We start from the raw sequence: 24,762 nt of genomic DNA on the forward strand, positions 1-24,762 counted from the left end.
GAGCCATTAGCTCAGTTGGTAGAGCATCTGACTTTTAATCAGAGGGTCGAAGGTTCGAGTCCTTCATGGCTCACCATTTTCGCGGAAGTAGTTCAGTGGTAGAATACAACCTTGCCAAGGTTGGGGTCGCGGGTTCGAATCCCGTCTTCCGCTTTTTTACTTCGGGGCCTTAGCTCAGCTGGGAGAGCGCCTGCCTTGCACGCAGGAGGTCAGCGGTTCGATCCCGCTAGGCTCCATTATAAATTAGAAAAAACCTTACATCTTTTGATGTAAGGTTTTTTGTTTATTCTGCTTTAATAAGGACAAGTTTCCATTTATTTCGTTTACAATAGAAAAATAGAGTAAAATATAAGGTTTGAATTAAAGCGTGTGTGGATACGGGGGAAGGGAGGAATAGGTGTTGAAAATTGTTATTGCATCTGATTCATATAAAGAAAGCTTACGAGCGATAGAAGTATGTAAGGCCATTGAAAAAGGGTTTACTAAAGTTTTTCCTGAAGCTGAGTATGTGAAACTTCCAATTGGAGATGGAGGAGAAGGTACCGTTCAATCTCTTGTTGATGCTACAGGAGGAAAGATCATTCAACTTTACGTAACAGGTCCACTTGGTGAACGTGTAGATGCATTCTACGGTATTTCTCAAGATAAAAGAACAGCGTTTATTGAAATGGCAGCAGCGTCGGGGGTGCATCATGTTCCGGTTGAACAGCGAAACCCTCTCATCACCACAACAAAAGGAACGGGAGAGCTTATATTAGATGCTTTAGATAAAGGTGTACAGCATATTATTTTAGGGCTTGGCGGAAGTGCTACGAACGATGGAGGGACAGGCATGCTCTCAGCCCTAGGTGTAAGGTTTTTAAGGAAAGATGGACGAATAATAGAACCTGTCGGTGGAAATTTACATTTTATTGATTCTTTAGACTTAGCTAAGTTGGATTCTCGTTTAGCGCATGTGAAAATAGAAGCGGCATGTGATGTAGACAATCCTTTAACAGGACAAAAAGGAGCATCTTTTGTATTTGCAAAGCAAAAAGGAGCAAGTCCAGAAATGATCACGCAGTTAGATGATAATTTAAAGCATTATGCCTATGTATTAAAACGGCATGTACACATTGATGTGGAAGAGATACCGGGTGCAGGAGCTGGGGGAGGATTAGGAGCTGCAGTTGTTGCTGTACTACAAGGTCAATTAAGAAAGGGAATTGAAATTGTATTAGACTATACAAATTTTGATGAACATATAAAAGAAGCAACTCTTGTTCTTACAGGTGAAGGAAGGATAGATGTGCAAACCGCTTATGGAAAAGCACCGGTTGGGGTTGCTAAACGTGCAAAGAGACTACATATACCTGTTATAGCTATTGGGGGTTCTGTACTTTCGAATCACATTTCAGTTTATAAAGAAGGAATAGATGCTGTGTTTGCTGCCACATCAAGTCCAATGACACTAGAGGAAGCATATATAGCAGCAAGAGAAAATATTGAAATGACTGCGCGGAATATCGCATCTGTATGGAAAATAGCTTCAGGAAAACGTCTCTAATTATAGGAGACGTTTATTTTTCATTATTTATGTGTACATGTGTAATGAGATTTTTTAGAAAACGGTTTATTTTATACATAAAACAGATGAAAAGTATAGATTTCTACGTAGATATTAGTGAATGGGGTGTATATACATACAAAAAAATGTCGAGTTGAGTCAGAGTATATAAAAGATTTAAAATATTTAGTGAAGGCATAAAAGGGGGAGACTATCTATGAAGAAAGAAATTTCAATCGTTGGAGTTCCAATGGACTTAGGACAGATGCGTCGTGGAGTTGATATGGGCCCAAGTGCAATTCGTTATGCGGGAGTAATTGAAAGAATTCAAAACATCGGATATGACGTAGAAGATATTGGGGATATTTGTATCAAGAGAGAAAAAGAAGTAGCTGAAAATACAAATTTAAGAAACCTTACACAAGTTGCAAAAGTTTGTGATGAATTAGCAGGTAAGGTTGATCATATTATAGAAGAAGGTCGTTTTCCACTTGTACTAGGTGGCGATCATAGTATTGCAATTGGGACACTTGCAGGAGTAGCAAAGCATTATAAAAATTTAGGTGTAATTTGGTATGATGCACACGGTGATTTAAATACAGAAGAAACGTCACCGTCTGGAAATATTCATGGTATGTCACTTGCAGCAAGCTTAGGTTATGGTCATCCTTCATTAGTGAATTTATACGAAGCGTATCCGAAAGTGAAAAAGGAAAACGTCGTTATCATTGGTGCACGTGCATTAGATGAGGGAGAAAAAGACTTCATCCGCGATGAAGGAATTAAAGTATTTACAATGCATGAAATTGATCGTATGGGTATGACTGCGGTTATGGAAGAAACAATTGCATACTTATCACATACAGATGGTGTTCATTTATCATTAGATTTAGATGGACTAGACCCACATGATGCACCAGGAGTGGGAACACCTGTAATTGGTGGACTATCCTATCGTGAAAGTCATTTAGCAATGGAAATGCTAGCGGAGGCTGATATTATTACATCAGCTGAGTTTGTGGAAGTAAATACGATTTTAGATGAGAAAAACAGAACAGCAACAACAGCGGTAGCTTTAATGGGTTCTTTATTCGGTGAAAAACTAAAATAAATGTAAGACAAACGGCGACTAATTATATTTAAATAATAGGCGCTTAAGTTAATAAAATCAAAGGGATGAACAAATTGGATATGTACAATCTGTTCATCCCTTTTTATTGTCTTGTTAAAATATAGTATATGGTATCGGGAGTTTTCTAATGAATACTCCCCCACTTCACTTCGTTTGAAGTAGGGGTACTCTTTCGGTAATATCTGATAGAGAAACGATTGTGTTGTGTCCGTTAAGTTGTCTATTTTTTATGTAATTGTTTTTAAAACTTGCTACACTGTTTATGAAGGTATTTGTTAAATAATGATAGCAGGAACTATGGACTTGGAGGTGATATATGTGAAGAAATATAAAATAGGAGAAGTAGGAAAGGAATTTGGAGTTTCGATAGATGCGCTAAGGTTTTATGAAAAGAAGGGTTTCCTAAAACCGCAAAAAGATAAAGATACGGGTTTTAGATTTTATACATATGAGGATTTTGGAATATTTTTAGCCATTAAAAATTTCCGCCAAATGGGATTTCATGTTAAGGAAATTGGATCTATTTTTAATGGTTTAGAATTAGATGACATGATAAAAAAATGCAATGACAAAATAACTGAAAAAGAAGAAACAATAAAAAAGTTGGAATTAGAAATAAAACAAATTAATGAGTTTATGGGCTTATTAAAAAAATATAAAAAAGAAGATAGACAATGGTTTATAGAGTCAACTGAAACCTATTATCTTCTAAGACATATTCATTTAGATAAAGGAACATTATGTGTAAATCCTCTGTTAAAAGAATGGCTATCATTTTTGCCAACAGTCTATCCAGCACTATACATTCCACTTGAACAATATAAACTGAAAACGATTTGTGACAGTTATTGGGTAATGGCCATCCCTGAAATGAAAATGAGAGAATACGAATTGCCTATTGATGAATCAGTTTTACAAGTTGATATGGGGGAGTGTTTGAATTATTTATATGAAAAAGAGGCGAATGAGCCCTTATCCAACCTAATTTTAGAAGAACCATTACAGATCATTGAGAACCTTGGCTATAATCTTAACGGGGATATTTTATGTCGATACGTTTGTGAGACAAAAGAGCAAGAGAGGGTAATTGAACATTATATCATTATGCTTCCTATTATAAGTAAAGGTGAAAAGTAAAATAGGTATAGATTTTTCTTGTTTCTATGGAAATTATTTAACCTTTGCAGAGTGAAATTGGCAAGTAAGTCTCCATATAACTAGGGAAGATAGAAGTCCATTGTTCAAATTGAATTTGAATGATCTATTTTAAAGGCATTCGACTAACTGTTGTAAAGAGACAACTCAATATATTCAATGATTAGCACTTAATTTGTTGGTGTGAAAAGTGAGAACATTAAAAAACAGTAGTTTAAACGTAATTGAACTACTGTTTTTTTGATAACTGAAAAGCATGTACTTTTCAGCTCGCATTCAATTCATTTTATGTATATAGAAAATTTAAGGTAAACAAAATTCCAAAAAGATATTGACCCTGGTCTTAGACCATATTTTATAGTGAACTTGTAATGAAGGCGCTTTCAATAATAGTGAACAGTGGAGGTAATAAATATGAAAAAGATTGTTCTTTTATGTAATGCAGGTATGTCTACGAGTATGTTGATGAACAAAATGAGAGGATACGCAGAAGAAATAAACTATGAATGTGAAATTAATGCTTATCCATTAGCTGAAGCAAAGAATGTTGGACAAGCGGCAGACATTATTTTATTAGGACCTCAGGTTCGATATGCTTTAAATACTGTGAAAGGTCAATTGCCAGAAAAGCTTATTGAAGTGATTGATATGTCAGCTTATGGCATGTTAGATGGAAAAAAAGTAATTGAACAAGTGAAAAATATTTTAGGCGATTAAAAGTGTATACGTTGAGAACGATTAACGAGCTTTAGACGATTTATTCAGTTATGAAAAGTACATATTCTGAGGAAGATCATCGTCTGAAATAGATAAGGAAATTTCCAATTCTATGTGTGGTAGTAGGGAGCCTTGCAGGATAGAGAAATAATAAATTGGTTGTTTAATCAGTCAAAATCATTTTTAAATATCTTCATTATAAAAATATCATTCTACTCATGTGAGTGGTGCATGCCTATTTTTATAAGCCCATAAGGAGATTTCATGATGAGTAAAAAAATATTATCAATTTGCTTGTTAATTTCTTTAACGGTTTCATTATTTGGATGTTCAGCAAATGAAGACCAAAAAGTGAAAGAGAAAAAAGAAGAAAAACCTGTTGAACTTTATTTGGTAAGGCATGGGGAAACGATGCTGAATACGACTGATAGAGTACAGGGGTGGGCTGACGCGCCTCTTACTAAAGATGGAATTGAAGTGGCAGAGTACCTTGGTAAAGGTTTGAAAGGAGTACAATTTGAAAAAGTGTATAGCAGTGATAGTGGACGCGCTGTAGAAACTGCAAAGATCGTGCTAGATCAAAACAAAAATAAAAACATAGATATCGTTCAGCGGAAAAACTTGCGGGAAGTATGTTTTGGTGAGTTTGAAGGAGAACTGAATCATACTTTTTACGAGACACTTGCAAAAGCTAATAATATGACATTAGAGGAATTTAGGAATAATTTCGATGTTGATATTATGCTTAATACTGCAGCTAAGATTGATAAAAGTAAACAGGCCGAAAGTGCGGAAGTAGTTTCAAAAAGGGTAAGAAAAGAAATCGATAAAATTGTAGAAGAAGTAGCTAAAGAGGGAGGCGGTAATGCACTTGTTGTATCACATGGAATATCGTTAATGGCGCTGTTATATACAATCTCTCCTGAATCACTTAATAATCTTGATGGTGGTCTAGATAATGCAAGTGTTTCAAAAGTTGTATATAAAGATGGTAAATATACAGTTCAGTCTGTAAACGATATGAGCTATGTTGAAAAGGGGAAAGAGAAAACGAAATAAAATCTAAAAATATGGGTGGTAAACATGAAGTTTTTAGAGATGACGAGAAACGGACTAGAACGAATAATTACACCACTGACAAATTATCTCGGAAATAGCAAAGTTGTCAACGCAATTACATCAGGGATGATGATGACAATTCCTGTTACTATCGGTGTTACATTATTCGCTATTTTAGGTAACTTGCCGTTTAAATGGTGGAAAGATCTAATTAATCAAGCTGGTTTATATACACATATGCAAGATATGATAAGTGCAACATTGAGTTTGTTAGCTGTTTATATGGTTGTAATTATTGCTTATTCTTATGCGAAAGAAGAAGGCATGAATGGAATGGTAGCCGGCGTAATTGCATTAGGTAGTTTCCTATGTTTAATGCCAATGTCTGTTAAGGTAGGAGAAGAACAGGTTCCAGCTATCCTCACTCAATATTTAGGAAGTGACGGAATATTTGTAGCAATGTTTGTTGGTGTTTTGACAAGTAAACTTTACTGTGCATTAACAAGAAAAAATATTGGGGTGAAATTACCGGAATCAGTACCACCTATGGTAGCTGATGCAATTAATCCAGTATTTATCTCAATCATTATCTTTACCATCATTTTCTTTGTCAGAGTGATATTTGGTTATACTCCATATGAAAATATCTTTAATTTTGTTAGTCAAGTTGTATCACTACCTGTAAAAGTAATTGGATCTTCTGTTTGGTCGGTTATTGGTATATTTACGTTTATGAATTTGTGTTGGTTCTTTGGTTTACATCCAGCACCAATCATAAATGTATGGTATAGTGCGACTGCTCCTCTATTTACGGCAGCTATTACAGCTTTTGCTTCAGGAACACCTGTTTCAGAAATCCCTTATTTAGCATTTAGCCTTATGCACTTTGCGGTTGTAGTTGGTGGAACAGGAAATACATTAGGTTTAGCTATAAATATGTTATTTGCGAAATCAGAACAATATAAATCGCTCGGGAAAATCGGTATTGTACCAAATATTTTTAACATAAATGAACCGCTTGTTTTTGGGTTGCCGCTTGTCCTAAATCCAATCTATTTTATTCCATTGGTAACCTCTTCATTAGTTGGTGGGTTAATCGGTCTTGTTTTCCTAAAGATCACCGGGATTCTATCTACCTATAATCCACTAATAGAATTACCATGGGTAACACCTGCGCCTTTTGCAGCTTATGTTTCTGGTGGATGGTTACTTCTTTTAATGACCATTATCATCATTATTTCTCAGATTTTATTATATTATCCGTTCTTTAAAATTGGAGATAAGAAAGCTTATGAGGCAGAACAAAAAGCAGCAACAAATAACTAATAATACTAAGTATGAAATGTGTATTTAAAAAATAAAAATGTGTTGGAGGAAGAGTCATGGAACAACATGAATATATTGTATTTCAAATTATATCTGCAGTAGGTAGTGCTCGTTCATCATATATTGAAGCAGTACAAGAAGCGAAAAAGGGTGATTTCGAACGGGCAAAAGAATTGATCGAAGAAGGTGCTGAATCTTTTATTCAAGGGCATAAGGCACATGCTGGACTAATTAGTAAAGAAGCAAGTGGGGAAAAAGTAGAAGTAAGTTTATTATTAGCTCATGCTGAAGATCAACTTATGAGTGCAGAAGGATTTAAGATAATAGCAGAAGAGTTTATTAGTGTTTATGAAAAAATTTCAGAAAAACAATGATTATTAATCTATGGATAAATAAGATGGATAATTAAATTTGGTAAGGAAAGGTAAGAATATGCTTAAGACTACATTTAAAAAAGACTTTTTATGGGGAGCTTCCACAAGTGCTTACCAAGTAGAGGGTGCCTATAATGAAGATGGAAAAGGGCTTTCTATTCAAGATATGAAAGCTATTCCTGAAGACACATCTGATTTTAAAGTTTGTAGTGACCATTATCATAACTTTAAAGAAGATATAAGGCTTTTTTCCGAACTAGGATTAAAAACTTATCGCTTTTCCATAGCTTGGACACGTATTCTTCCAAGTGGTGTGGGAGAAATAAATGAAAAGGGCGTTATGTTCTATAGTAATTTAATTGATGAATTACTGAAACATAAGATAATACCACTAGTGACGATGTATCATTTTGATTTGCCGTATGAATTGGAGAAAAATGGTGGGTGGAGCAATCGTTCTACCATTGATGCTTTTGTGAATTATTGTGAAATTCTTTTTGAACGTTTTGGTGATCGGGTTAAGCATTGGCTAACAATTAATGAGCAAAATATGATGATTTTACATGGTGGAGCGATTGGTACATCTGTATTATCTCAAAAAGAGTTATATCAACAAAATCATCATATGCTCTTAGCAGAGGCTAAAGTTACTAACTTATGTCATCAGATGATACCGGATGCTAAAATTGGGCCGGCACCCAATATTAGCTATGTTTATCCTAAAACATGTAAACCTAATGATATTATTGCAGCTCAAAATTGTAATGCAATTCGAAATTGGCTATATCTAGATATGGCTGTACATGGACGTTATAACAAAACAGCTTGGAATTTTATGGAAAGTAAAAATATCGAACCTGTCATATTAGATGGAGATATGGAGATTTTATCTAGCTCCAAACCAGATTATATTGCTTTTAACTATTACTCTTCAATAACCGTTAGTGAGTATGATGAGAATTTTGTAATTGATAGCGGTGGTGATCAACAAATTGAAGTAGGTGAAGAAGGTTTCTTTATGGGTGATGATAATGAATATCTGGAATTAACAGACTTCGGATGGGAGATTGATCCAATTGGCTTCCGTGTTACGTTAAGAGAAGTTAGCGATCGTTATAATCTACCTATTATTGTTACAGAGAATGGAATAGGTGCATATGATAAGGTTAATGAAGACGGTTCAGTTCATGATGATTATCGAATTGAGTATTTAAGTAAACATATAGAACAAATGGAATTGGCAATTGTAGCTGGCGTGGATGTCATTGGTTATTGTCCATGGGCAGCAATTGATTTAATTTCTACTCATCAAGGTTTTAGGAAAAGATATGGTTTTATATATGTAAATCGTGGTGAAAATGATTTAAAAGACTTAAGAAGAATAAAGAAAAAGAGTTTTTATTGGTATAAAACAGTTATCTCATCTAATGGTAAAAAACGCTAAAGTATAAAACACCTCTACCACAGTGCTCAGCACTGTGGTAGAGGTGTTTTATATGGAAGTGTATCCTTGCTATTCTTATCAACATCCATCTCTGAAACTTTCATAAGAAGGCTTTCCTTATTATGCATCTTTAATCGTATCTCACCCGAAAATGTTTACAGGTTATTATTGTTGCTTTAAGATCTTTACACGCAGACTCTATCTCTCCATATAAAAACAAATGTACCTATCTGCATTTTATAGTATTTACTACACTCAACTTCTATTTTAAATACAAAAGGATAATTAGCTCCTAGAATAGAATGACTCTCCTGTTTTACATGTTACCTGAATTTAATGAAACGTTTCTTTTTTTATTTTAAAATAAGAGTATAATAATAAGTTATATTATACTGCCTTACAATAAAGTTTGACATCTTACCAATTTATACCATGAGGGGTAACGTCGTTTGTAATTGTCGTTTCTTTCATGTATGGTATAATTAACTAGTTGTTGTAAATACATACATATAGAGCAGAATAATAATATTTCAGTATATGGATAAAATTGCTCATAAGTAGGAGGAAGGGTTAGCATGCCTTTTGGAGATATGAACTTTTTGAAATATCTCAGTACGATATTAGATATCGCCGTTGTGTGGTTTGTTATATATAAGCTAATTCATGTAATCCGAGGTACAAAAGCCGTTCAACTTTTGAAAGGGATTACAGTTATTATTATCGTCCGTATATTAAGTTATTTATTTGAGTTGCATACGTTGCAGTGGCTCACGGACCAAGCTTTGACATGGGGATTCCTAGCAGTGATTATTATTTTTCAACCCGAGCTTAGAAGAGCGCTTGAACAATTAGGAAGAGGAAGTTTGTTCTCTCGTGCAATTGGTCAGGAAGAAGAAGAGTATGAAATCGTTGCGAATGCTGTGGCAAAGGCAACTGAATATATGGGTAAACGACGCATTGGTGCGCTTATTACATTATCTAGAGAGACTGGGATGGGAGATTATGTAGAAACCGGGATTCCTTTAAATGCTAATGTGTCATCAGAACTGCTTATTAATATCTTTATCCCCAATACACCGCTTCATGATGGAGCGGTTATTATGCAAGGGAATACGATTAAAGCAGCAGCTTGTTACTTACCATTATCGGAAAGTCCGTTCATATCAAAAGAATTAGGAACGCGTCACCGAGCTGCGATGGGAGTTAGTGAAGTAACTGATAGCATTACAGTGGTTGTATCAGAAGAAACAGGTCAAATTTCTTTAACTAAAAATGGGGAATTACATCGTGATTTAAAAGTCGAACAGTTGAAAGAGATGCTTTTAGCAGAGTTCAGTGGGAATGTGAAGACAACTTCTTCATCTTTATGGAATTGGAATTGGAGGAGAAAGCGTCATGGATAAGCTGATGGAGAACCACTGGTTTTTAAAAGGAATTTCATTACTATTGGCGTTAATGCTTTACATGTCAACGAATTTGTCGGATAAAAACATGACAGAGAATAAGAATGCATCACCTTTTCCAACAAGTGATATAACAGAAACAGTGTCTAACATTGTAGTAGCAGTAAACTATGATGAAGATAAATATATTGTAAGTGGTATTCCAAAGTATGTAAAAGTAAAATTGGAAGGACCCAAAAACGTAATTACTGCAGCAAGGTCACAACGTGAGTTTGGTGTATCTGTAGATTTACGTGGATATTCTACAGGAACATACGAAGTGCCTTTAAAGTATACCGGGATGGAAAATAACTTAAAAGTAACGGTTCAACCGGCGAAAGTTAAAGTTACAATCCAAAGTAAGGCGAAGAAGTCATTTCCTGTGGAAGTGAAGTATTCGAATGAGAGTCAAATGCCAGGAGGTAGTATGGTTGAAAAGCCGACTATTAAACCAGGAACTGTTGAGGTTATTGGTACAGAAGAGGAGCTAGCAAAAGTTGCTCTTGTCAGGGCATATGTTGATTTGAAGGGGATAACAAAAACAGTAACAAAGACAGCCGAAATTGTACTATATGATGAAGATGGTAAGAAATTAGACTTACAAACAACACCTTCTAAAGTAAGTGTTACGATCCCAGTTTCAAATCCAACTACGACAAATAATATTGAAAAAACTGTGCCACTAACTTATTCAAAAAAAGGAAGTGTACCTGAAGGGTTAGCTGTTACAAAAATCGGTATCGAACCAAATGAAGTGACAATATCAGGACCAAAAGATGTTTTGGACACTATAAAGTCCTTGGAGGGCGTCGAAGTAGATCTTAGTAAAATTACGGAATCTACAACATTCGATGCCTCTGTTTTATTACCGAAAGGTGTAACAAATGTAAACCCTAGTCAAGTGAAAGTTTCCGTCGAAGTACAAAAGCAAAAAAATACAAAGCATAAGACAATAGAGGGCATTTCTATACGAAAAAATGGATTGTCAGATGAATTCACCTTACAATTGCTTTCTCCACAAGGTGGAAAGATAAGCGTTGATATTTCAGGAGAAGCCAGTATAGTAGATAAAATAACAGCAGAACAAATAACAGCGTCAATTAATCTACAAAATCTATCTTCTGGGACGCACGATATTCCAATTCAGGTTAGCGGCCCTAATAATGTTTCAATAGAGACAAAACAAAAAAATGCAAAGGTAACCCTTGTGAAAAAAGAAAATTCAGAGCAAGAAGTACAAGGAAGGCCAGAACAACCAGAACAACCAGATTCACCAGAAGACAAAGAGAATGAAATAGAAAAACCAAATGAGAAAGACAAGGAACAAGGCAAACAGAATGAAGTAGAAAATCAAAAAGAGCAAGAAAAAGGAGCGAATAGCAATGGGTAAATATTTTGGTACAGATGGTGTGCGCGGTGTCGCGAATGAGGAATTGACGCCTGAACTAGCATTTAAAATTGGACGTTTTGGAGGATATGTATTAACAAAAGATATAGATCGTCCAAAAGTTATTATTGGCCGAGATACACGTGTATCTGGTCACATGTTAGAAGGTGCATTAGTAGCAGGTCTATTATCAACTGGAGCAGAAGTTATGCGTCTTGGTGTTATTTCAACTCCTGGGGTTGCGTATTTAACAAAGGCGCTAGATGCACAAGCGGGTGTTATGATTTCAGCATCTCATAACCCAGTGCAAGATAACGGAATTAAATTTTTTGGCTCAGATGGATTCAAACTAACTGATGAACAAGAAGCAGAAATTGAAGCTTTATTAGATAAAGAAGTAGATGAATTACCACGTCCGACAGGAACAGAGCTTGGACAAGTGAACGATTACTTCGAAGGTGGACAAAAGTATTTACAATACATTAAACAAACTGTAGAAGAAGACTTCTCTGGTTTACATATTGCTTTAGATTGTGCACACGGAGCAACGTCTTCTTTAGCACCATATTTATTCGCAGACTTAGAAGCTGACATCTCTACGATGGGAACATCACCAAACGGTATGAACATTAACGAGGGTGTTGGCTCTACACATCCAGAAGGTTTAGCTGAACTAGTAAAAGAAAAAGGTGCGGATATTGGACTTGCATTTGATGGCGATGGAGACCGTTTAATTGCAGTAGATGAAAAAGGAAACATTGTTGATGGCGATCAAATTATGTACATTTGTGCGAAATATATGAAAGAAACTGGTCAGTTAAAACATAACACAGTTGTTTCAACTGTTATGAGTAACTTAGGATTCTATAAAGCACTAGAAGCAAACGGTATTACAAGTAATAAGACAGCAGTTGGTGATCGCTACGTAATGGAAGAAATGAAGCGCGGCGGTTATAATCTTGGTGGGGAACAATCTGGTCATATTATCTTACTTGATTACATTACAACTGGAGACGGAATGTTAAGTGCGCTTCAACTTGTAAATATTATGAAGATGACGAAAAAGCCATTGTCTGAGCTTGCGAGTGAAATGACAAAGTTCCCTCAACTATTAGTAAACGTTCGTGTAACGGATAAAAAATTAGCATTAGAAAATGAAAAAATTAAAGAAATTATTCGTGTGGTGGAAGAAGAAATGAACGGAGACGGCCGTATTCTTGTTCGTCCTTCTGGAACAGAACCACTTATTCGTGTAATGGCAGAAGCACCAACACAAGAAATTTGTGATGGATATGTACATCGCATTGTAGAAGTTGTGAAAGCTGAAGTTGGAGCTGAATAATTAGCTGATTTTATATGAAAAAGGAGCACGATTTGTGCTCCTTTTTCATATGTTTTATAGACAATGAAAAAATTTCATTGACGGTTTATGTTGTTTGTTATAAGATGGTCTTGTTCTTTTTCTCAAAGTAAATATAAGGAATTATAAAAGCGCCAGAACTACAAGTTGTGTAGTTGACGAGGAGGAGTTTTATCGAGATTTCGGCGGATGACTCCCGGTTGTTCATCACAACCGAAAGCTTTTACTTAAATCACCAAGGTGACTCGGTGGACAAAGGTAAAGGTTTGATGAGAGAAAAGGAACGGATGAATACTAGCTGTATAAGTATATACGGACTGAAACCCAATCGAGAGGAAGGTGAAAGCCGTTACAGGCTTACAGGGCTAGCAATATGTAATCCGTTTTTTATATTTAAATAATGAATGGGATCGGACTATGTCGTTACATGTTCGCATAGCAATGTAAGCATTTGTAACGGCGACTAAACATGTGTGGAATCGTAGGATTTATTGGAGAGCAAGATGCAAAGGAAATTTTATTAAAAGGTTTAGAGAAACTAGAATACCGCGGATATGATTCAGCAGGTATTGCAGTACAGGCAGAGAACGGTATTGTTGTATACAAAGAAAAAGGCCGTATTGCAAAACTTCGTGAAATCGTAGACGAGAACGTGGCAGCAAGCGTGGGAATCGGTCACACACGCTGGGCTACACATGGTGTTCCAAGCACTGTAAACGCACATCCGCATCAAAGTACATCAAAGCGCTTTACGCTAGTTCATAATGGTGTAATTGAAAACTATGAATTAGTGAAAAAAGAATATCTTCAAGATGTAACGTTTGTAAGTGAGACTGATACAGAAGTTATCGTACAGCTTATGGAACAGCAAGTAAGCACAGGGTTAAGTGTAGAAGATGCATTCCGTAAAACGTTATCCATTTTACATGGTTCTTATGCGATTGGATTACTTGATGCTGAAAATCCAAACATGATTTATGTTGCTAAAAACAAAAGCCCGCTATTAGTAGGTGTTGGTGACAACTTTAATGTTGTTGCGAGCGACGCAATGGCGATGTTACAAGTTACAGATCAATTTATCGAATTAATGGATAAAGAAATGGTAATTGTAACACAAGAAAGCATTACAATTAAAAACTTACAAGGTGAAACGATTGAACGTGCACCGTTTACAGCGGAATTAGATGCAAGTGATATTGAAAAAGGAACATATCCTCATTTCATGCTTAAAGAAATTGATGAGCAACCACTTGTAATCCGTAATATCATTCAAAAATATCAAAATGAAAATGGCGAAATCGAATTAGATGGAGACATCCGTAATGCGATTTTAGATAGCGATCGTATTTATATTATTGCATGTGGAACAAGTTACCATGCTGGTCTTGTTGGAAAGCAATTCATCGAGAAGTTTGCAAAAGTACCTGTAGAAGTACACGTAGCAAGTGAATTCTCTTACAATATGCCATTATTAACAGAAAGACCATTCTTCATTTACATTTCACAAAGTGGTGAAACTGCAGATAGCCGTGCAGTACTTGTACAAACAAGTGAAATGGGTCATAAAGCATTAACAATTACAAACGTACCAGGTTCTACGCTTTCTCGTGAAGCTGACTATACACTACCTCTATATGCAGGGCCAGAAATCGCAGTTGCTTCTACGAAAGCTTACACAGCTCAACTTGCAGTGCTTTCAATCCTAGCAGCTGATATTGCGAAAGCAAAAGGCGAAGTTCTTGATTTTGATTTAACACACGAACTAGGTCTTGTAGCGAATGCAATGGTAGTACTTTGTGATCAAAAAGAAGAAATGGATGCACTTGCAAAACAATTTTTAGCAACAACACGCAACTGTTTCTTCATTGGACGCAGCGTAGACTTCTTCGTAGGATTAGAAGGTGCGTTAAAGCTAAAAGAAATTTCTTACATCCAAGCAGAAGGATTTGCTGGTGGAGAATTAAAACACGGTACAATCGCGTTAATTGAACAAGGTACACCAGTTATCGCACTTGCTACGCAAGAGCACGTAAACCTTGGAATTCGCGGTAACGTAAAAGAAGTAGTAGCACGTGGAGCAAACCCATGTATCATCTCAATGAAAGGCTTAGAAATGGAAGGCGACAGCTTCGTACTACCAGCTGTACATGAAGCATTAGCACCGCTTGTAGCAGTTGTTCCATTACAACTTATCTCATACTACGCAGCGCTTCACCGCGAGTGTGATGTTGATAAGCCTCGTAACTTAGCTAAGTCTGTTACTGTTGAGTAGGAGATTGGGAAATTAATAATTGTATTGTAGATTTGAAATAAAGTTGCACTGTTTCCACCCCTTTAGATATGATTATCTAAAGGGGTGTTTTTATGTCGAAAAGAAAAAGAATATCTGCGATCGAACAGTGGATTAAACAAGGTCGAGGAACCGGTATGGAGTAGATTATAAACCTTGGTTAAAGATTCAAGATGTATCTTCAAAGGGTCGTTCAACTCGTTTAAAAGGAATAAAAACAAACAGACAGCATGAATTTCTGTCGGACTTGGGGAAAAATATATTTATTTAACTGAATAATTGGACAAATTAGATTACTAGACATTAAGAGGGGGTTTATTAATGAAAATGAATGAAAAAACATATCTAAGTATAGAAGAGATTATTTCATTGCCAACCTTATCAGATACAAACATAAGTGATGATGGCAAAAACGTAGCATTTGTCAAGAAGACAGCTAACTGGAAAGACAATAAATATAGGAATCATGTATGGATATATGAAAAAGATAAGGGGCAGAGTTACCCATTAACAACTAAGGATATAGATAGTACATACCCATTATGGTCTCCAGATTCTAGGAATATCGCATACCTTAGCCCAGTTGGTGACGGGGATAATAAGAAAAATCAGATCTTTGTTAAGTCAATAGATGGTTATAGTGGGGTTCAAATTACTGATGAAAAAGAAGGGGTCAGTAATTTCAAATGGGAGTCTACTGGCAAGGGTTTTTATTATGTTGCACAGTCAAAAGAATCTGAGGTGATAAAGAAACGTAAGGAACTATATGGAAATTTCCATCATATAGGTAAGGAATACCAGAATAATTGTTTATATTACATTGAAATAGAAAAAGTGATACAAAATGATAAATATGAACACGAAAATAGCGTTGTTTATCAACTAACTGATGGGAAGGATTTTCATATCCATGAATTTGATATTTCAAATGATGGGAAAAAGGTTGTATTTATGGCTACACCAAGCCCAGATATGGAAGATTATATTAATGGAGATCTATACATATTAGATATTAAAGCTGGAGAGCTACAAAAGATGAATATAGATAAGTTGTTGGGAGGGAGCGTTTGCTTTTCTCCTGAAGGAAGCAAAATATGTTACTCAGCAAGCATAAGGGAGAAGGATTACTATAAGACCCATATACAAGACAGTACATTAGAGATATATGATATTAATAATGGAGAGCTAATTCAACCTTTAACAGATTTTGATAGTACGGTTATTCCATTACGGTGGACAGCTAGAGGAATTTTAATTAGATGGCAGAATAAAACGAATTATCTTATTGCGTTGTTATCTGAGGATGGCACTGTGGAAATGTTAAGTGAAAAAGTAGATAGCTTTATAGTGGATGCTTCTATAACAAGGGATGGAAATCATATATCTTATAATAAGGCTATAACAAATGAAACCTTTGAAATCTATTTAGACGATAAAAAAATAACGAATGAAAATAGCTTTTTCAAAGGAAAGCTTAAAAGTAACAGGGAGATAATCTCATGGCAAAGTAGTGATGGCCTTGAAATAGAGGGAGTTTTATCAACCCCAGTAGAGTTTGACGCAAATAAAAAATATCCCTTATTAGTGGTAATCCATGGTGGTCCGGCTTGGGCGTCCTTTCCAATATTTTCAGACTGTTTTAATGAGAAATATCCTATTGAACAGTTTATCGAAAAAGGTTTTATAGTTTTAGAACCAAACTACAGGGGAAGTTCTGGTTATGGTAATGAATTCTTAAAAGCAAACTATAGAAAACTGGGAATTGCTAACTACGATGATGTTATATCTGGAGTGGATAAACTAGTTGACAAAGGGATTGCAGATAAAGATAGAGTAGGGGTTATGGGATGGAGCAACGGGGGATATATATCAGCTTTCTGTTCTACATTTAGTAGTAGATTTAAAGCTATTTCAGTTGGAGGTGGCATTACTAATTGGAGTACCCATTATGTAAATACAGATATACCTTACTTTATTAGGATGTATTTAGGAAATAATCCATGGAATGATCCAGAGATATATACTAAAACATCACCAATGAAATATATTAAATCAGCCTGTACTCCCACCTTAATCCAACATGGTGAAAAGGATGCAAGAGTTCCAACTCCAAATGCATATGAGCTATATCAAGGGTTAAGGGATATGGAAGTTGATACAGAATTAATTATATTTAAAGGAATGGCATATAGTTCTGATCAGCCAGGAATTAATGTGGCTATTATGAAGCAGAATTTGATGTGGTTTTCACACTATATTCTTGGAGAAAGTATGAAAGATTTTAGGGTTTTATGATTAATATTGGATTTATTAATAAGGGGGTTTTTAAATGACGCCAGAACAAATTGTTAGAAAATTTTTTGAAGAAGTACGTTCGGGGAATAATCCTGACTATTCAAATCAATTAATGGCAGAAAAAGTATTGGCACATCAAATTGTATCTGAAGAAGAACAAACAGTTTGCAGAACTCCTAAAGATTATGCTGAACATGTAAGAGAGATGATTGAAGTATATGGTAATTTTTCTTTAGAAATTCAAGAGTTTTTAGTACAAGGAAGTAAAGTATATGTACGTTGGAAACAAGTAGGTACACACCTAGGAGAAATCGATGGATATCAACCTACAGGACTCCCAATAATTCAAATGGCAAGTGCGGTGTATAGAATAGACGATGGGAAAATTTCAGAGTATTGGATTCAAATTGATAGGTCAGGAATTCAAAATCAATTAGAGTTCAATAAAAATATGCAGTAGTTAATTTTTAAGAGTATTAGAAAAATAAAGCACTAAACAAAACTTGTTAACAAAATCTTGTTAAGCGGAGTACTTCTGTTGAATAAGGGGTACAAAACGATTAAACTTTTTTAAAAAGAATCATTCAAATTAAAACAAGAAGAGCATGTTTTGATCGATCTTTTTTTAATACGCTCTTTTCTTTTGTTCGTTTATTTAAACTTTATTTTAAAGCTACATGTATTGTAGAGTGACAATAAAGTCGTTTAAATATAGAAGTTCAACATCCGTTTGCTTAGTATTAAAACAAGTGAACGGATGCTTTTGTTTTTTAAGAGTGAGAGCAGTGAAAATTACGGTATAATAATTGGAATCTTTTAAAGCAGATTTAAAGTGATATGCTCCCTATTAGGTAGACGGATAAAAAACAAAAATCTGTTTATCTAAGGGGAGTATTTTTACTGTCTACTTGACAGGGGGTAGTTCCCTTTTTGGTGGATTCTTCTTGTTTATTATAAATTAAAAGCTTATGAGGTGATTTTTATTAACTACTCTTTTACAAAAACTATTTCTCGATCTAAAATGCTCTTTAATTGAATATTGGAATACAACATAACAGTTCTCGTCTTAATTTTTAAAAAAGGGAGAATAGAAAGAAAAGTATGATATATTTATGATGTCTAATCATTTTTAAGAGAGATGGGGAGAAGAACAATGGAAAATCAAAGAGTTGAAAATAAGGAACTAACGATTTTTAACCACATTGGAAACACAATTGTAACAGAAGATAGAGAAATCCAAATTATTTCAAGATTAGAAGAGCCTCTTATTGTCGTGTTAGAAAATGTATTAAGTGATGAAGAGTGTGAAACGTTAATTGAAATGTCTAAAAATAAAATGAAACGTTCTAAAATTGGTGTTTCGCGTGAAATAAATAACATTCGGACGAGTAGTGGTACGTTTTTAGAAGAAAGTGAGGTCGTTACTAGAATTGAAAGACGAATCGCTTCAATTATGAATGTTCCTGTTGAAAATGGGGAAGGGTTACATATTTTAAAGTATACAGTTGGTCAAGAATATAAAGCGCATTATGATTTTTTTGCAGAAAACAGTGCGGCAGCAAACAATAATCGTATTAGTACCCTTGTCATGTACCTAAATCATGTAGAAGAAGGCGGAGAGACTGTCTTTCCCAAACTCAATCTTTCTGTATCTCCGAAAAAAGGAATGGCGGTATATTTCGAATATTTTTATCAGGATGCATCATTAAACAAGCTCACTCTACATGGCGGTGAACCTGTTATTAAAGGTGAAAAATGGGTTGCGACGCAATGGATAAGAAAAAGACCTTTGTATTAAGATAGCACTCAATTACAAGTTTGTTATCGTTTTCCGACTTCTTGTTTAGTTAAGAAAAGGGAGCGATTGTTAGCAACACAGATAGAAACGGAAAAGTAAAGTGATAGAGACTCTATCGCTTTTTTCATTTCGTTATATAGAAAAGTACGATATACTTGACGTACATCAATGTTGTAACTGTAATTGTTACAATTTAGAACTTATAATAGAAAGGGTGAATGATGGAAGTGAATGAAATTAATCACGATGTATATAAACCTGTAAAAGCCAACAGGTTATGGATGATTCTTGTATTAGGGACATTAACAGCAATCGGGCCATTGTCCATTGACATGTACTTGCCTTCGTTGCCAAAATTAACGGATGATTTACAAACAAATGCTTCTCTTGCTCAGCTTACTTTAACAGCATGTTTATTAGGGCTTTCGGTTGGACAATTATTTGTTGGCTCAATTAGTGATATTTATGGACGGCGTAAACCGCTTATTATTGCTCTTATTATGTATGTTGCATCTTCTTTACTTTGTGCGGTTGCGCCATCTATTTGGAGTCTAGTTCTTTTACGTTTCTTACAAGGAGCTTCAGGTTCAGCTGGTATTGTTATATCTCGTGCTATGGTACGTGATATGTACTCAGGTTCTGAGATGACAAAATTTTTCTCGCTGCTTATGTTAGTAAACGGAGCAGCACCAATTTTAGCGCCAATTATTGGAGGGCAATTGTTACAATTTACATCGTGGCGCGGAGTTTTTATCGTCCTTGGAGCGATAAGTATATTTATGTTAGTATCCGCTACGTTTGTGTTACGTGAGACATTACCTCTTGAAGAGAGGGAAACAGGCGGTTTAGTAGGAACATTAGCGACATATAGGAATTTGCTGAAAGATCGCTTATTTATGGGGTATGCCTTGTCGCAGGGCTTAGTGTCAGCGGCAATGTTTGCTTATATTTCTGGTTCTCCGTTTGTGTTGCAAAATATATACGGGGCATCACCGCAAGAATTTAGCGTATTCTTTGCTATTAATGGTATTGGTATTATTATTGCCAGCCAAATTACCGGCCGTTTGGCAGGGAAGCTAAGTGAGAAAGCTTTATTTGTAGCTGGCATTGGAATTGCAGCTGCTGGTGGTATCTCCTTACTTCTCACAATTGTATTAGGAATTGGATTAATTGGTGTTTTATGTTCATTATTCCTTGTTGTATCAAGCGTTGGGGTTGTATCAACGACAGGTTTTTCACTAGCGATGAAAAATCAAAAACAAGCTGCTGGAACAGCTTCAGCGTTGCTTGGATTGTTACAGTTTATTTCTGGAGCGCTTGTTGCGCCTTTAGTAGGGATTGGAGGCAGTAATACAGCACTTCCTATGGGAATTGTGATTGCTTTATGTGAAGTGGGAGCAGTTTTATGTTATATCTTTATGGCAAAGCCTAGTGAAAAGAAGTTTGCACTGCAAGAAAAGCAAGATTTAGAGGAATAAAAAAAGCTGCAACGTATGGTTGCAGCTTTTTTTATTGTTTCTGAACGAACAAGTAACTAAATAAAATATGGTTCACCAATAAAGGCTGTAAAGATCTTGGTTGAAATGTGAATATATAGAATCTAAAAAATCGCATTATTCGATAAATTAATTGTTTTTGTTCACTTATTTCCTTATAATGGATATGGGATCTAACTTATGGAATTCTTTGTATTTTATTATTCAATGAAACTATGAAATCCATAAACTAGGACAAAAATGAGATAAGGAGTGTTAGTATGCTGAAGAAAGTAAGTGCCGTAACTCTTGTATCACTTTTAGCTTTTTCTCCTGTTGTGGCGTTGGCGGCACCTGAGGAAGTTGTAAAAGAAGCACAGATGCAAAATCAAGAAAAGGTAACTACAAAGCAAAATGACATCAAGAATCCGACAGTAAACGGTGAGCAAGTACAGCAGAAACAAGGTAATACGGAAGTAAAGAAAGAAGAATCTAAAGATGTACAACAACAAGAGAAGACAGGCTCACAAAAACAACAGCCTGCTCCAGAGAAGAAAGTTGAACCAGTAAAAGAAGTTGAAAAAGAACAAAAGAACGAGTCGAATGTGAAGAGTGAACCAGAAAAAACACAAGCTGCAAATCAATCAAAACCAGCAAATACACCTCCAGCAGGAGAAGTAAAAAAGAATACTCAGATATCTACTGCTGAATTGAGTGGGAGTGTGGCAGGCAAAGCGAAATGGGATGCAGAAAAAAATCATTATGTATTAGATGTCACTGCAAATGTGACGAATAATTCAAAAGAAAAGGTAAGTGGTGTATATCTTGGTGTTGCTATCCCTAAGGGACTAGATGGAGAATTTAAAGATGTTCGTTTATTAGAACTTGAAGATGGTTCTGAAGCTATCGCACTGCCATTACCAGATATGGAACCGGGACAAACTGTTAAAAAAGATGTGAAAATACCTGTACTTGGAAATGTAGCTGGAAAAGAAGTAAATAAAGATCTCGAACTATATTTAATTGATAAAGATGGATATGAACCTCTTGGCAAAATTAAAGGAAGTGCGAATATTGATTTTTCCGAGATGAATAAAGATTTACGTTTTGAAGGTAAGGCAAAAGCTACAACTTGTGTGCCGAATTTAAAGGAAAACCAATTTACATTAGATTTCTTATTAACGACTCAAAATTTAACAATGGATGAGTTAAAGGGCTTTGATGTGCAAATTGATGTTCCGCAAGATATTAAATTAACAATTCCAGATCATTATACACAAGGAGAAATTCCGGATTATCTAAAAGATGGTTCTTTGCAAGGTGGAACTGGTAAAGGAACAATGAACTTAGATATTAAATGGAATGGAAATACAGCAACAGTTCCAGTTAAAGCAATGGAAGGTGGAGAAGGATCCGCATTATATTTCCAAGTTGTTGGAGAAACAGCTAAAGATTTAAAGGATTTAAAAGTTACATTTACAGCAAAACGTGGAGATCAAACAATTACAAAACAAGTAGCAATTGAGAAAGTAGAACAAAAGGACTGTAAGAAACAAGATAATAAGAATACAGGTGGAAATAATAATGGTGATGGTAAAGGGAATAGTGGCAACAAGCCTGATACACAAGTACCAAATCCAAATCAGGTAAATAATCAACAAACAAAGGTTACACCAACACCGACACCAACAAATGTTATTACAACAACGAATGTAGATCATACAAAATCTCTTCCAAAAACAGGTGCTTCAAGTAGTGATAACTTATTGACATTACTTGGCGTTGTAATGCTTGTTGGTGGTGCTTTTGTATATAAACGCAGTCGTACAACTGTTAATAAATAATAAGCGGTAAAAATACATATCTGATTTTTCCGTTTAAGAGAGCCCGGTATATTACCGGGTTTTTTATTGTTTTTTGAATGCATGATTTAATAGCTCTATATCATATTATTCATTTCTTCCGCTATTTCTGGAGTAATTAAAGTCTCACTTTATGGAGATACTGGCTATATAAAGTGACGATACTGTGACAAAAATGGTGATGTGTGTATAAAAATGGGATCATAAGTGCAAAGTTTGAATGGTTCTCGTTATAATAGCAAGTGGAGATAAGTAGTAGATGTAGATAAAAGGAGAGTAAGAGATGAAGAAAGTGTGGAGTATTGCCTTGCTTGGAAGCATGCTTCTTTTAGCAGGGTGTAATGGAAACAAGGATACAAAAGAACCAAAAGAAAAAGTAGAACAATCGGCAGAGCAGCAAGAAGATATGAAAGTATATCGTGATGTGCATAAGAAGTACGATGAGAAAATGAACAAAGAATTAAATGAAGCGGTAAAACTATGGGAAGAAGCAAAGGAAAAAGGCGGGAAGGCATTAGGGCACGCGCAGTTTAAAGAAGATGTTCAAAGGGTAACGAAAAGTATGCTAGAGGATATTGATCATATGCGTAAAGAAATTCGCGTGCCTAAGTCAAAAGAGCAAGAACATGAGCTATATGTTGGTTTCTTAAATGAGACAGAACAAGCAATGAAAAAGTTAGATAAATTAGCGAAAGATGAGGAATCATCATTAATTCGTGATATAGAAGTTCACTTTTCAACAGCTTCAACGTACTATAAACGTTTTCAAAAAGAAGCACAAAAATAACCTTGCGATGCGCAAGGTTATTTTTTCTTATTTCCATCCCCATCTTCATCCTCAGCTACTAGGAGTTTTTGTTCCTCGTGAAATTCTGAAATTGTTTGGCCGGTAATGTTATCAAACGGGGTATAAAAGGAAGTGATATTTTTCTTTTTTACAAATAGTTTATAGAAGCCGATTACAACTAATATTATGATTGTTAATGGTAATCCTATAACTGCCATAAGTAATGGATCCATGGTTAATCTCCTTTCTATTCATTTCAATTATATTCTTATTTGCAAAAATCATCTGTATTTGATCTAGAATATGTTAGTGATTCTAAACCTAATTTACGATATGTGGTGAAAAAATAAAGAAGTAGGCAAAATCGCCTACTTCTTTATTTTACTTCCTTCTTATACTCTTTCTTCGTTCCATCTGAGAAAACAACTTCTAAATCGAATTTTTGGTAATCTTTATCAAGTTGAAATACGTCTACAACTTGATCAATCACTTCTTGGTCAGGTGTATTTTTATCAAATGTTAACTTTTGTAGAAGTGGACTGAGTTTGGCAATAGCTTTGTCACTTGTTAGTTTTACATCAGTCTTGTGATCCTCAATCTTTCCTTCCATCTTTTTGTCGGCACCTTTATTTTTGTACTCCGCTTCATAATCTTTCTTCGTATCTTGGTAGTCAGCATTTAGGTGAAAGTCGTTAAAGTTAAGTTTTAAGTCTTGAGGTGCTTCATTTTTAGCTTCGTCTGTTGTTTTCTTATCAGAAGTTGGAGTTTCCTTTTTTGGTGTAGTACAACCTGTTAACGCAGGTACTAGCATAAGTGCTAATAAAGCCGAAAGTAGAATTCTCATTATATATTCCTCCTTAGTGTATCGTTCCTTCTATATAAGTTTTTCCCATTTTTATGTAATTATGTATGTGTTTCGAATAAATTATTTCCCGTAATGTATGCAGCAAGTGGTTATTTCAAAATAGCATTTGGTGATGGGAATTTAAAAAAGAATATTATTTCTCTATTATTTATAATTGTCACCAAACAAATTGTAACTTTAATCGCCGTGGGGGGTATTCTTCTGATTAAAGAGACGCATAGTTAAAGAAGCATAAAGAAACAGGGTATCCTTCAAAAGGATACCCTGTTCTCTTATAATTGAAGCTTTACTAATGCGTCATTTTCTACACAGAAGTATGTTCCATAAGGGCTTTTTACAAATTTAGCAGGAACAAATTAGCGGCAAGAATAGCGTCATTATTCAAGATAGTATTTACATACGCTTTTTTGTTCATTGCTTGGTTAATAACATGTTGAGCATTTACGCT

The 24,762-nt window shown here is 35.1% G+C and carries 20 protein-coding genes, 3 tRNA genes and 2 pseudogenes; 22 read left to right on the plus strand and 3 right to left on the minus strand.

From position 1 onward, the window contains the following. From CN288_RS21860 to CN288_RS21970, 22 genes and pseudogenes are all read left to right on the plus strand, one after another. Positions 1-76 (plus strand) — tRNA-Lys (locus CN288_RS21860). A gap of 5 nt (positions 77-81) precedes the next feature. Next, positions 82-153: transfer RNA gene (locus tag CN288_RS21865), tRNA-Gly, on the plus strand. Between the two features lie 10 nt (positions 154-163). Next, positions 164-236, plus strand: a tRNA-Ala gene (locus CN288_RS21870). A gap of 164 nt (positions 237-400) precedes the next feature. Further along, entirely contained in the window at positions 401-1,546 is a 1,146-nt protein-coding gene (locus CN288_RS21875; RefSeq protein WP_098303094.1) for a glycerate kinase, read from the plus strand. Between the two features lie 217 nt (positions 1,547-1,763). After that, complete coding sequence (gene rocF, locus CN288_RS21880) at positions 1,764-2,657, plus strand: arginase (protein ID WP_026592701.1); 894 nt, start codon at positions 1,764-1,766, stop codon at positions 2,655-2,657. 339 nt (positions 2,658-2,996) lie between these two features. Further along, positions 2,997-3,815 carry a MerR family transcriptional regulator gene (locus CN288_RS21885; protein WP_026592702.1) on the plus strand — a complete coding sequence of 273 codons (819 nt, stop codon included), beginning with the start codon at positions 2,997-2,999 and terminating at the stop codon, positions 3,813-3,815. Between the two features lie 432 nt (positions 3,816-4,247). Further along, positions 4,248-4,550, plus strand: coding sequence for a PTS sugar transporter subunit IIB (locus tag CN288_RS21890; RefSeq protein ID WP_026592703.1), 303 nt, complete (start codon positions 4,248-4,250; stop codon positions 4,548-4,550). Between the two features lie 267 nt (positions 4,551-4,817). Next, positions 4,818-5,609, plus strand: coding sequence for a histidine phosphatase family protein (locus CN288_RS21895; RefSeq protein ID WP_026592704.1), 792 nt, complete (start codon positions 4,818-4,820; stop codon positions 5,607-5,609). Between the two features lie 24 nt (positions 5,610-5,633). Beyond that, a complete protein-coding gene (locus CN288_RS21900) occupies positions 5,634-6,935 on the plus strand; it encodes a PTS sugar transporter subunit IIC (RefSeq protein WP_026592705.1) in 1,302 nt (433 codons plus the stop codon). Between the two features lie 56 nt (positions 6,936-6,991). After that, entirely contained in the window at positions 6,992-7,309 is a 318-nt protein-coding gene (locus CN288_RS21905; RefSeq protein WP_098303095.1) for a PTS lactose/cellobiose transporter subunit IIA, read from the plus strand. Positions 7,310-7,367: 58 nt separating this feature from the next. Further along, positions 7,368-8,753: a glycoside hydrolase family 1 protein gene (locus tag CN288_RS21910; RefSeq protein WP_026592707.1), complete on the plus strand. Its 1,386-nt coding sequence runs from the start codon at positions 7,368-7,370 to the stop codon at positions 8,751-8,753. A 575-nt stretch (positions 8,754-9,328) separates the two neighbouring features. After that, positions 9,329-10,156: a diadenylate cyclase CdaA gene (cdaA, locus tag CN288_RS21915; RefSeq protein WP_026592708.1), complete on the plus strand. Its 828-nt coding sequence runs from the start codon at positions 9,329-9,331 to the stop codon at positions 10,154-10,156. Beyond that, a complete protein-coding gene (locus tag CN288_RS21920) occupies positions 10,149-11,585 on the plus strand; it encodes a CdaR family protein (protein ID WP_026592709.1) in 1,437 nt (478 codons plus the stop codon). Before cdaA ends, CN288_RS21920 begins: the two co-directional genes overlap by 8 nt. Then, positions 11,578-12,924: a phosphoglucosamine mutase gene (glmM, locus tag CN288_RS21925; RefSeq protein WP_098303096.1), complete on the plus strand. Its 1,347-nt coding sequence runs from the start codon at positions 11,578-11,580 to the stop codon at positions 12,922-12,924. The genes CN288_RS21920 and glmM overlap by 8 nt, the downstream gene beginning before the upstream one ends. A gap of 487 nt (positions 12,925-13,411) precedes the next feature. After that, positions 13,412-15,214 carry a glutamine--fructose-6-phosphate transaminase (isomerizing) gene (gene glmS, locus CN288_RS21935; protein WP_026592711.1) on the plus strand — a complete coding sequence of 601 codons (1,803 nt, stop codon included), beginning with the start codon at positions 13,412-13,414 and terminating at the stop codon, positions 15,212-15,214. Positions 15,215-15,306: 92 nt separating this feature from the next. Further along, positions 15,307-15,497, plus strand: a pseudogene (locus tag CN288_RS30105) (TnsA endonuclease N-terminal domain-containing protein); the annotation flags it as partial. A 56-nt stretch (positions 15,498-15,553) separates the two neighbouring features. Next, the gene (locus CN288_RS21945) at positions 15,554-17,527 is read left to right on the plus strand and encodes a S9 family peptidase (protein ID WP_098303097.1); all 1,974 of its coding nucleotides are present in this window, start codon (positions 15,554-15,556) and stop codon (positions 17,525-17,527) included. Between the two features lie 34 nt (positions 17,528-17,561). Next, positions 17,562-17,987, plus strand: coding sequence for an ester cyclase (locus CN288_RS21950; RefSeq protein WP_026592713.1), 426 nt, complete (start codon positions 17,562-17,564; stop codon positions 17,985-17,987). 678 nt (positions 17,988-18,665) lie between these two features. Next, positions 18,666-19,325, plus strand: coding sequence for a 2OG-Fe(II) oxygenase (locus CN288_RS21955; protein ID WP_026592714.1), 660 nt, complete (start codon positions 18,666-18,668; stop codon positions 19,323-19,325). 218 nt (positions 19,326-19,543) lie between these two features. Next, the gene (locus CN288_RS21960) at positions 19,544-20,803 is read left to right on the plus strand and encodes a multidrug effflux MFS transporter (RefSeq protein ID WP_035415248.1); all 1,260 of its coding nucleotides are present in this window, start codon (positions 19,544-19,546) and stop codon (positions 20,801-20,803) included. Between the two features lie 278 nt (positions 20,804-21,081). Beyond that, positions 21,082-22,644 carry an LPXTG cell wall anchor domain-containing protein gene (locus tag CN288_RS21965; protein ID WP_098303098.1) on the plus strand — a complete coding sequence of 521 codons (1,563 nt, stop codon included), beginning with the start codon at positions 21,082-21,084 and terminating at the stop codon, positions 22,642-22,644. Positions 22,645-22,945: 301 nt separating this feature from the next. Then, positions 22,946-23,449 (plus strand): hypothetical protein, encoded by a 504-nt coding sequence (locus CN288_RS21970; protein WP_026592717.1) that lies wholly within the window; start codon positions 22,946-22,948, stop codon positions 23,447-23,449. Positions 23,450-23,466: 17 nt separating this feature from the next. On the opposite strand, the gene CN288_RS21975 is transcribed toward CN288_RS21970, so the two are convergent. From CN288_RS21975 to CN288_RS30265, 3 genes and pseudogenes are all read right to left on the minus strand, one after another. Next, entirely contained in the window at positions 23,467-23,682 is a 216-nt protein-coding gene (locus tag CN288_RS21975) for a DUF3951 domain-containing protein (protein ID WP_098303099.1), read from the minus strand. A gap of 143 nt (positions 23,683-23,825) precedes the next feature. Further along, the gene (locus CN288_RS21980) at positions 23,826-24,293 is read right to left on the minus strand and encodes a YusW family protein (protein ID WP_026592719.1); all 468 of its coding nucleotides are present in this window, start codon (positions 24,291-24,293) and stop codon (positions 23,826-23,828) included. 305 nt (positions 24,294-24,598) lie between these two features. Beyond that, positions 24,599-24,756 (minus strand): annotated as a pseudogene (locus tag CN288_RS30265) (peptide ABC transporter substrate-binding protein); the annotation flags it as partial. Positions 24,757-24,762: the final 6 nt, after the last annotated feature.

The sequence above is a fragment of the Bacillus sp. AFS023182 genome, assembly GCF_002560575.1.
Taxonomy (GTDB): Bacteria; Bacillota; Bacilli; order Bacillales; family Bacillaceae_G; genus Bacillus_A; species Bacillus_A arachidis.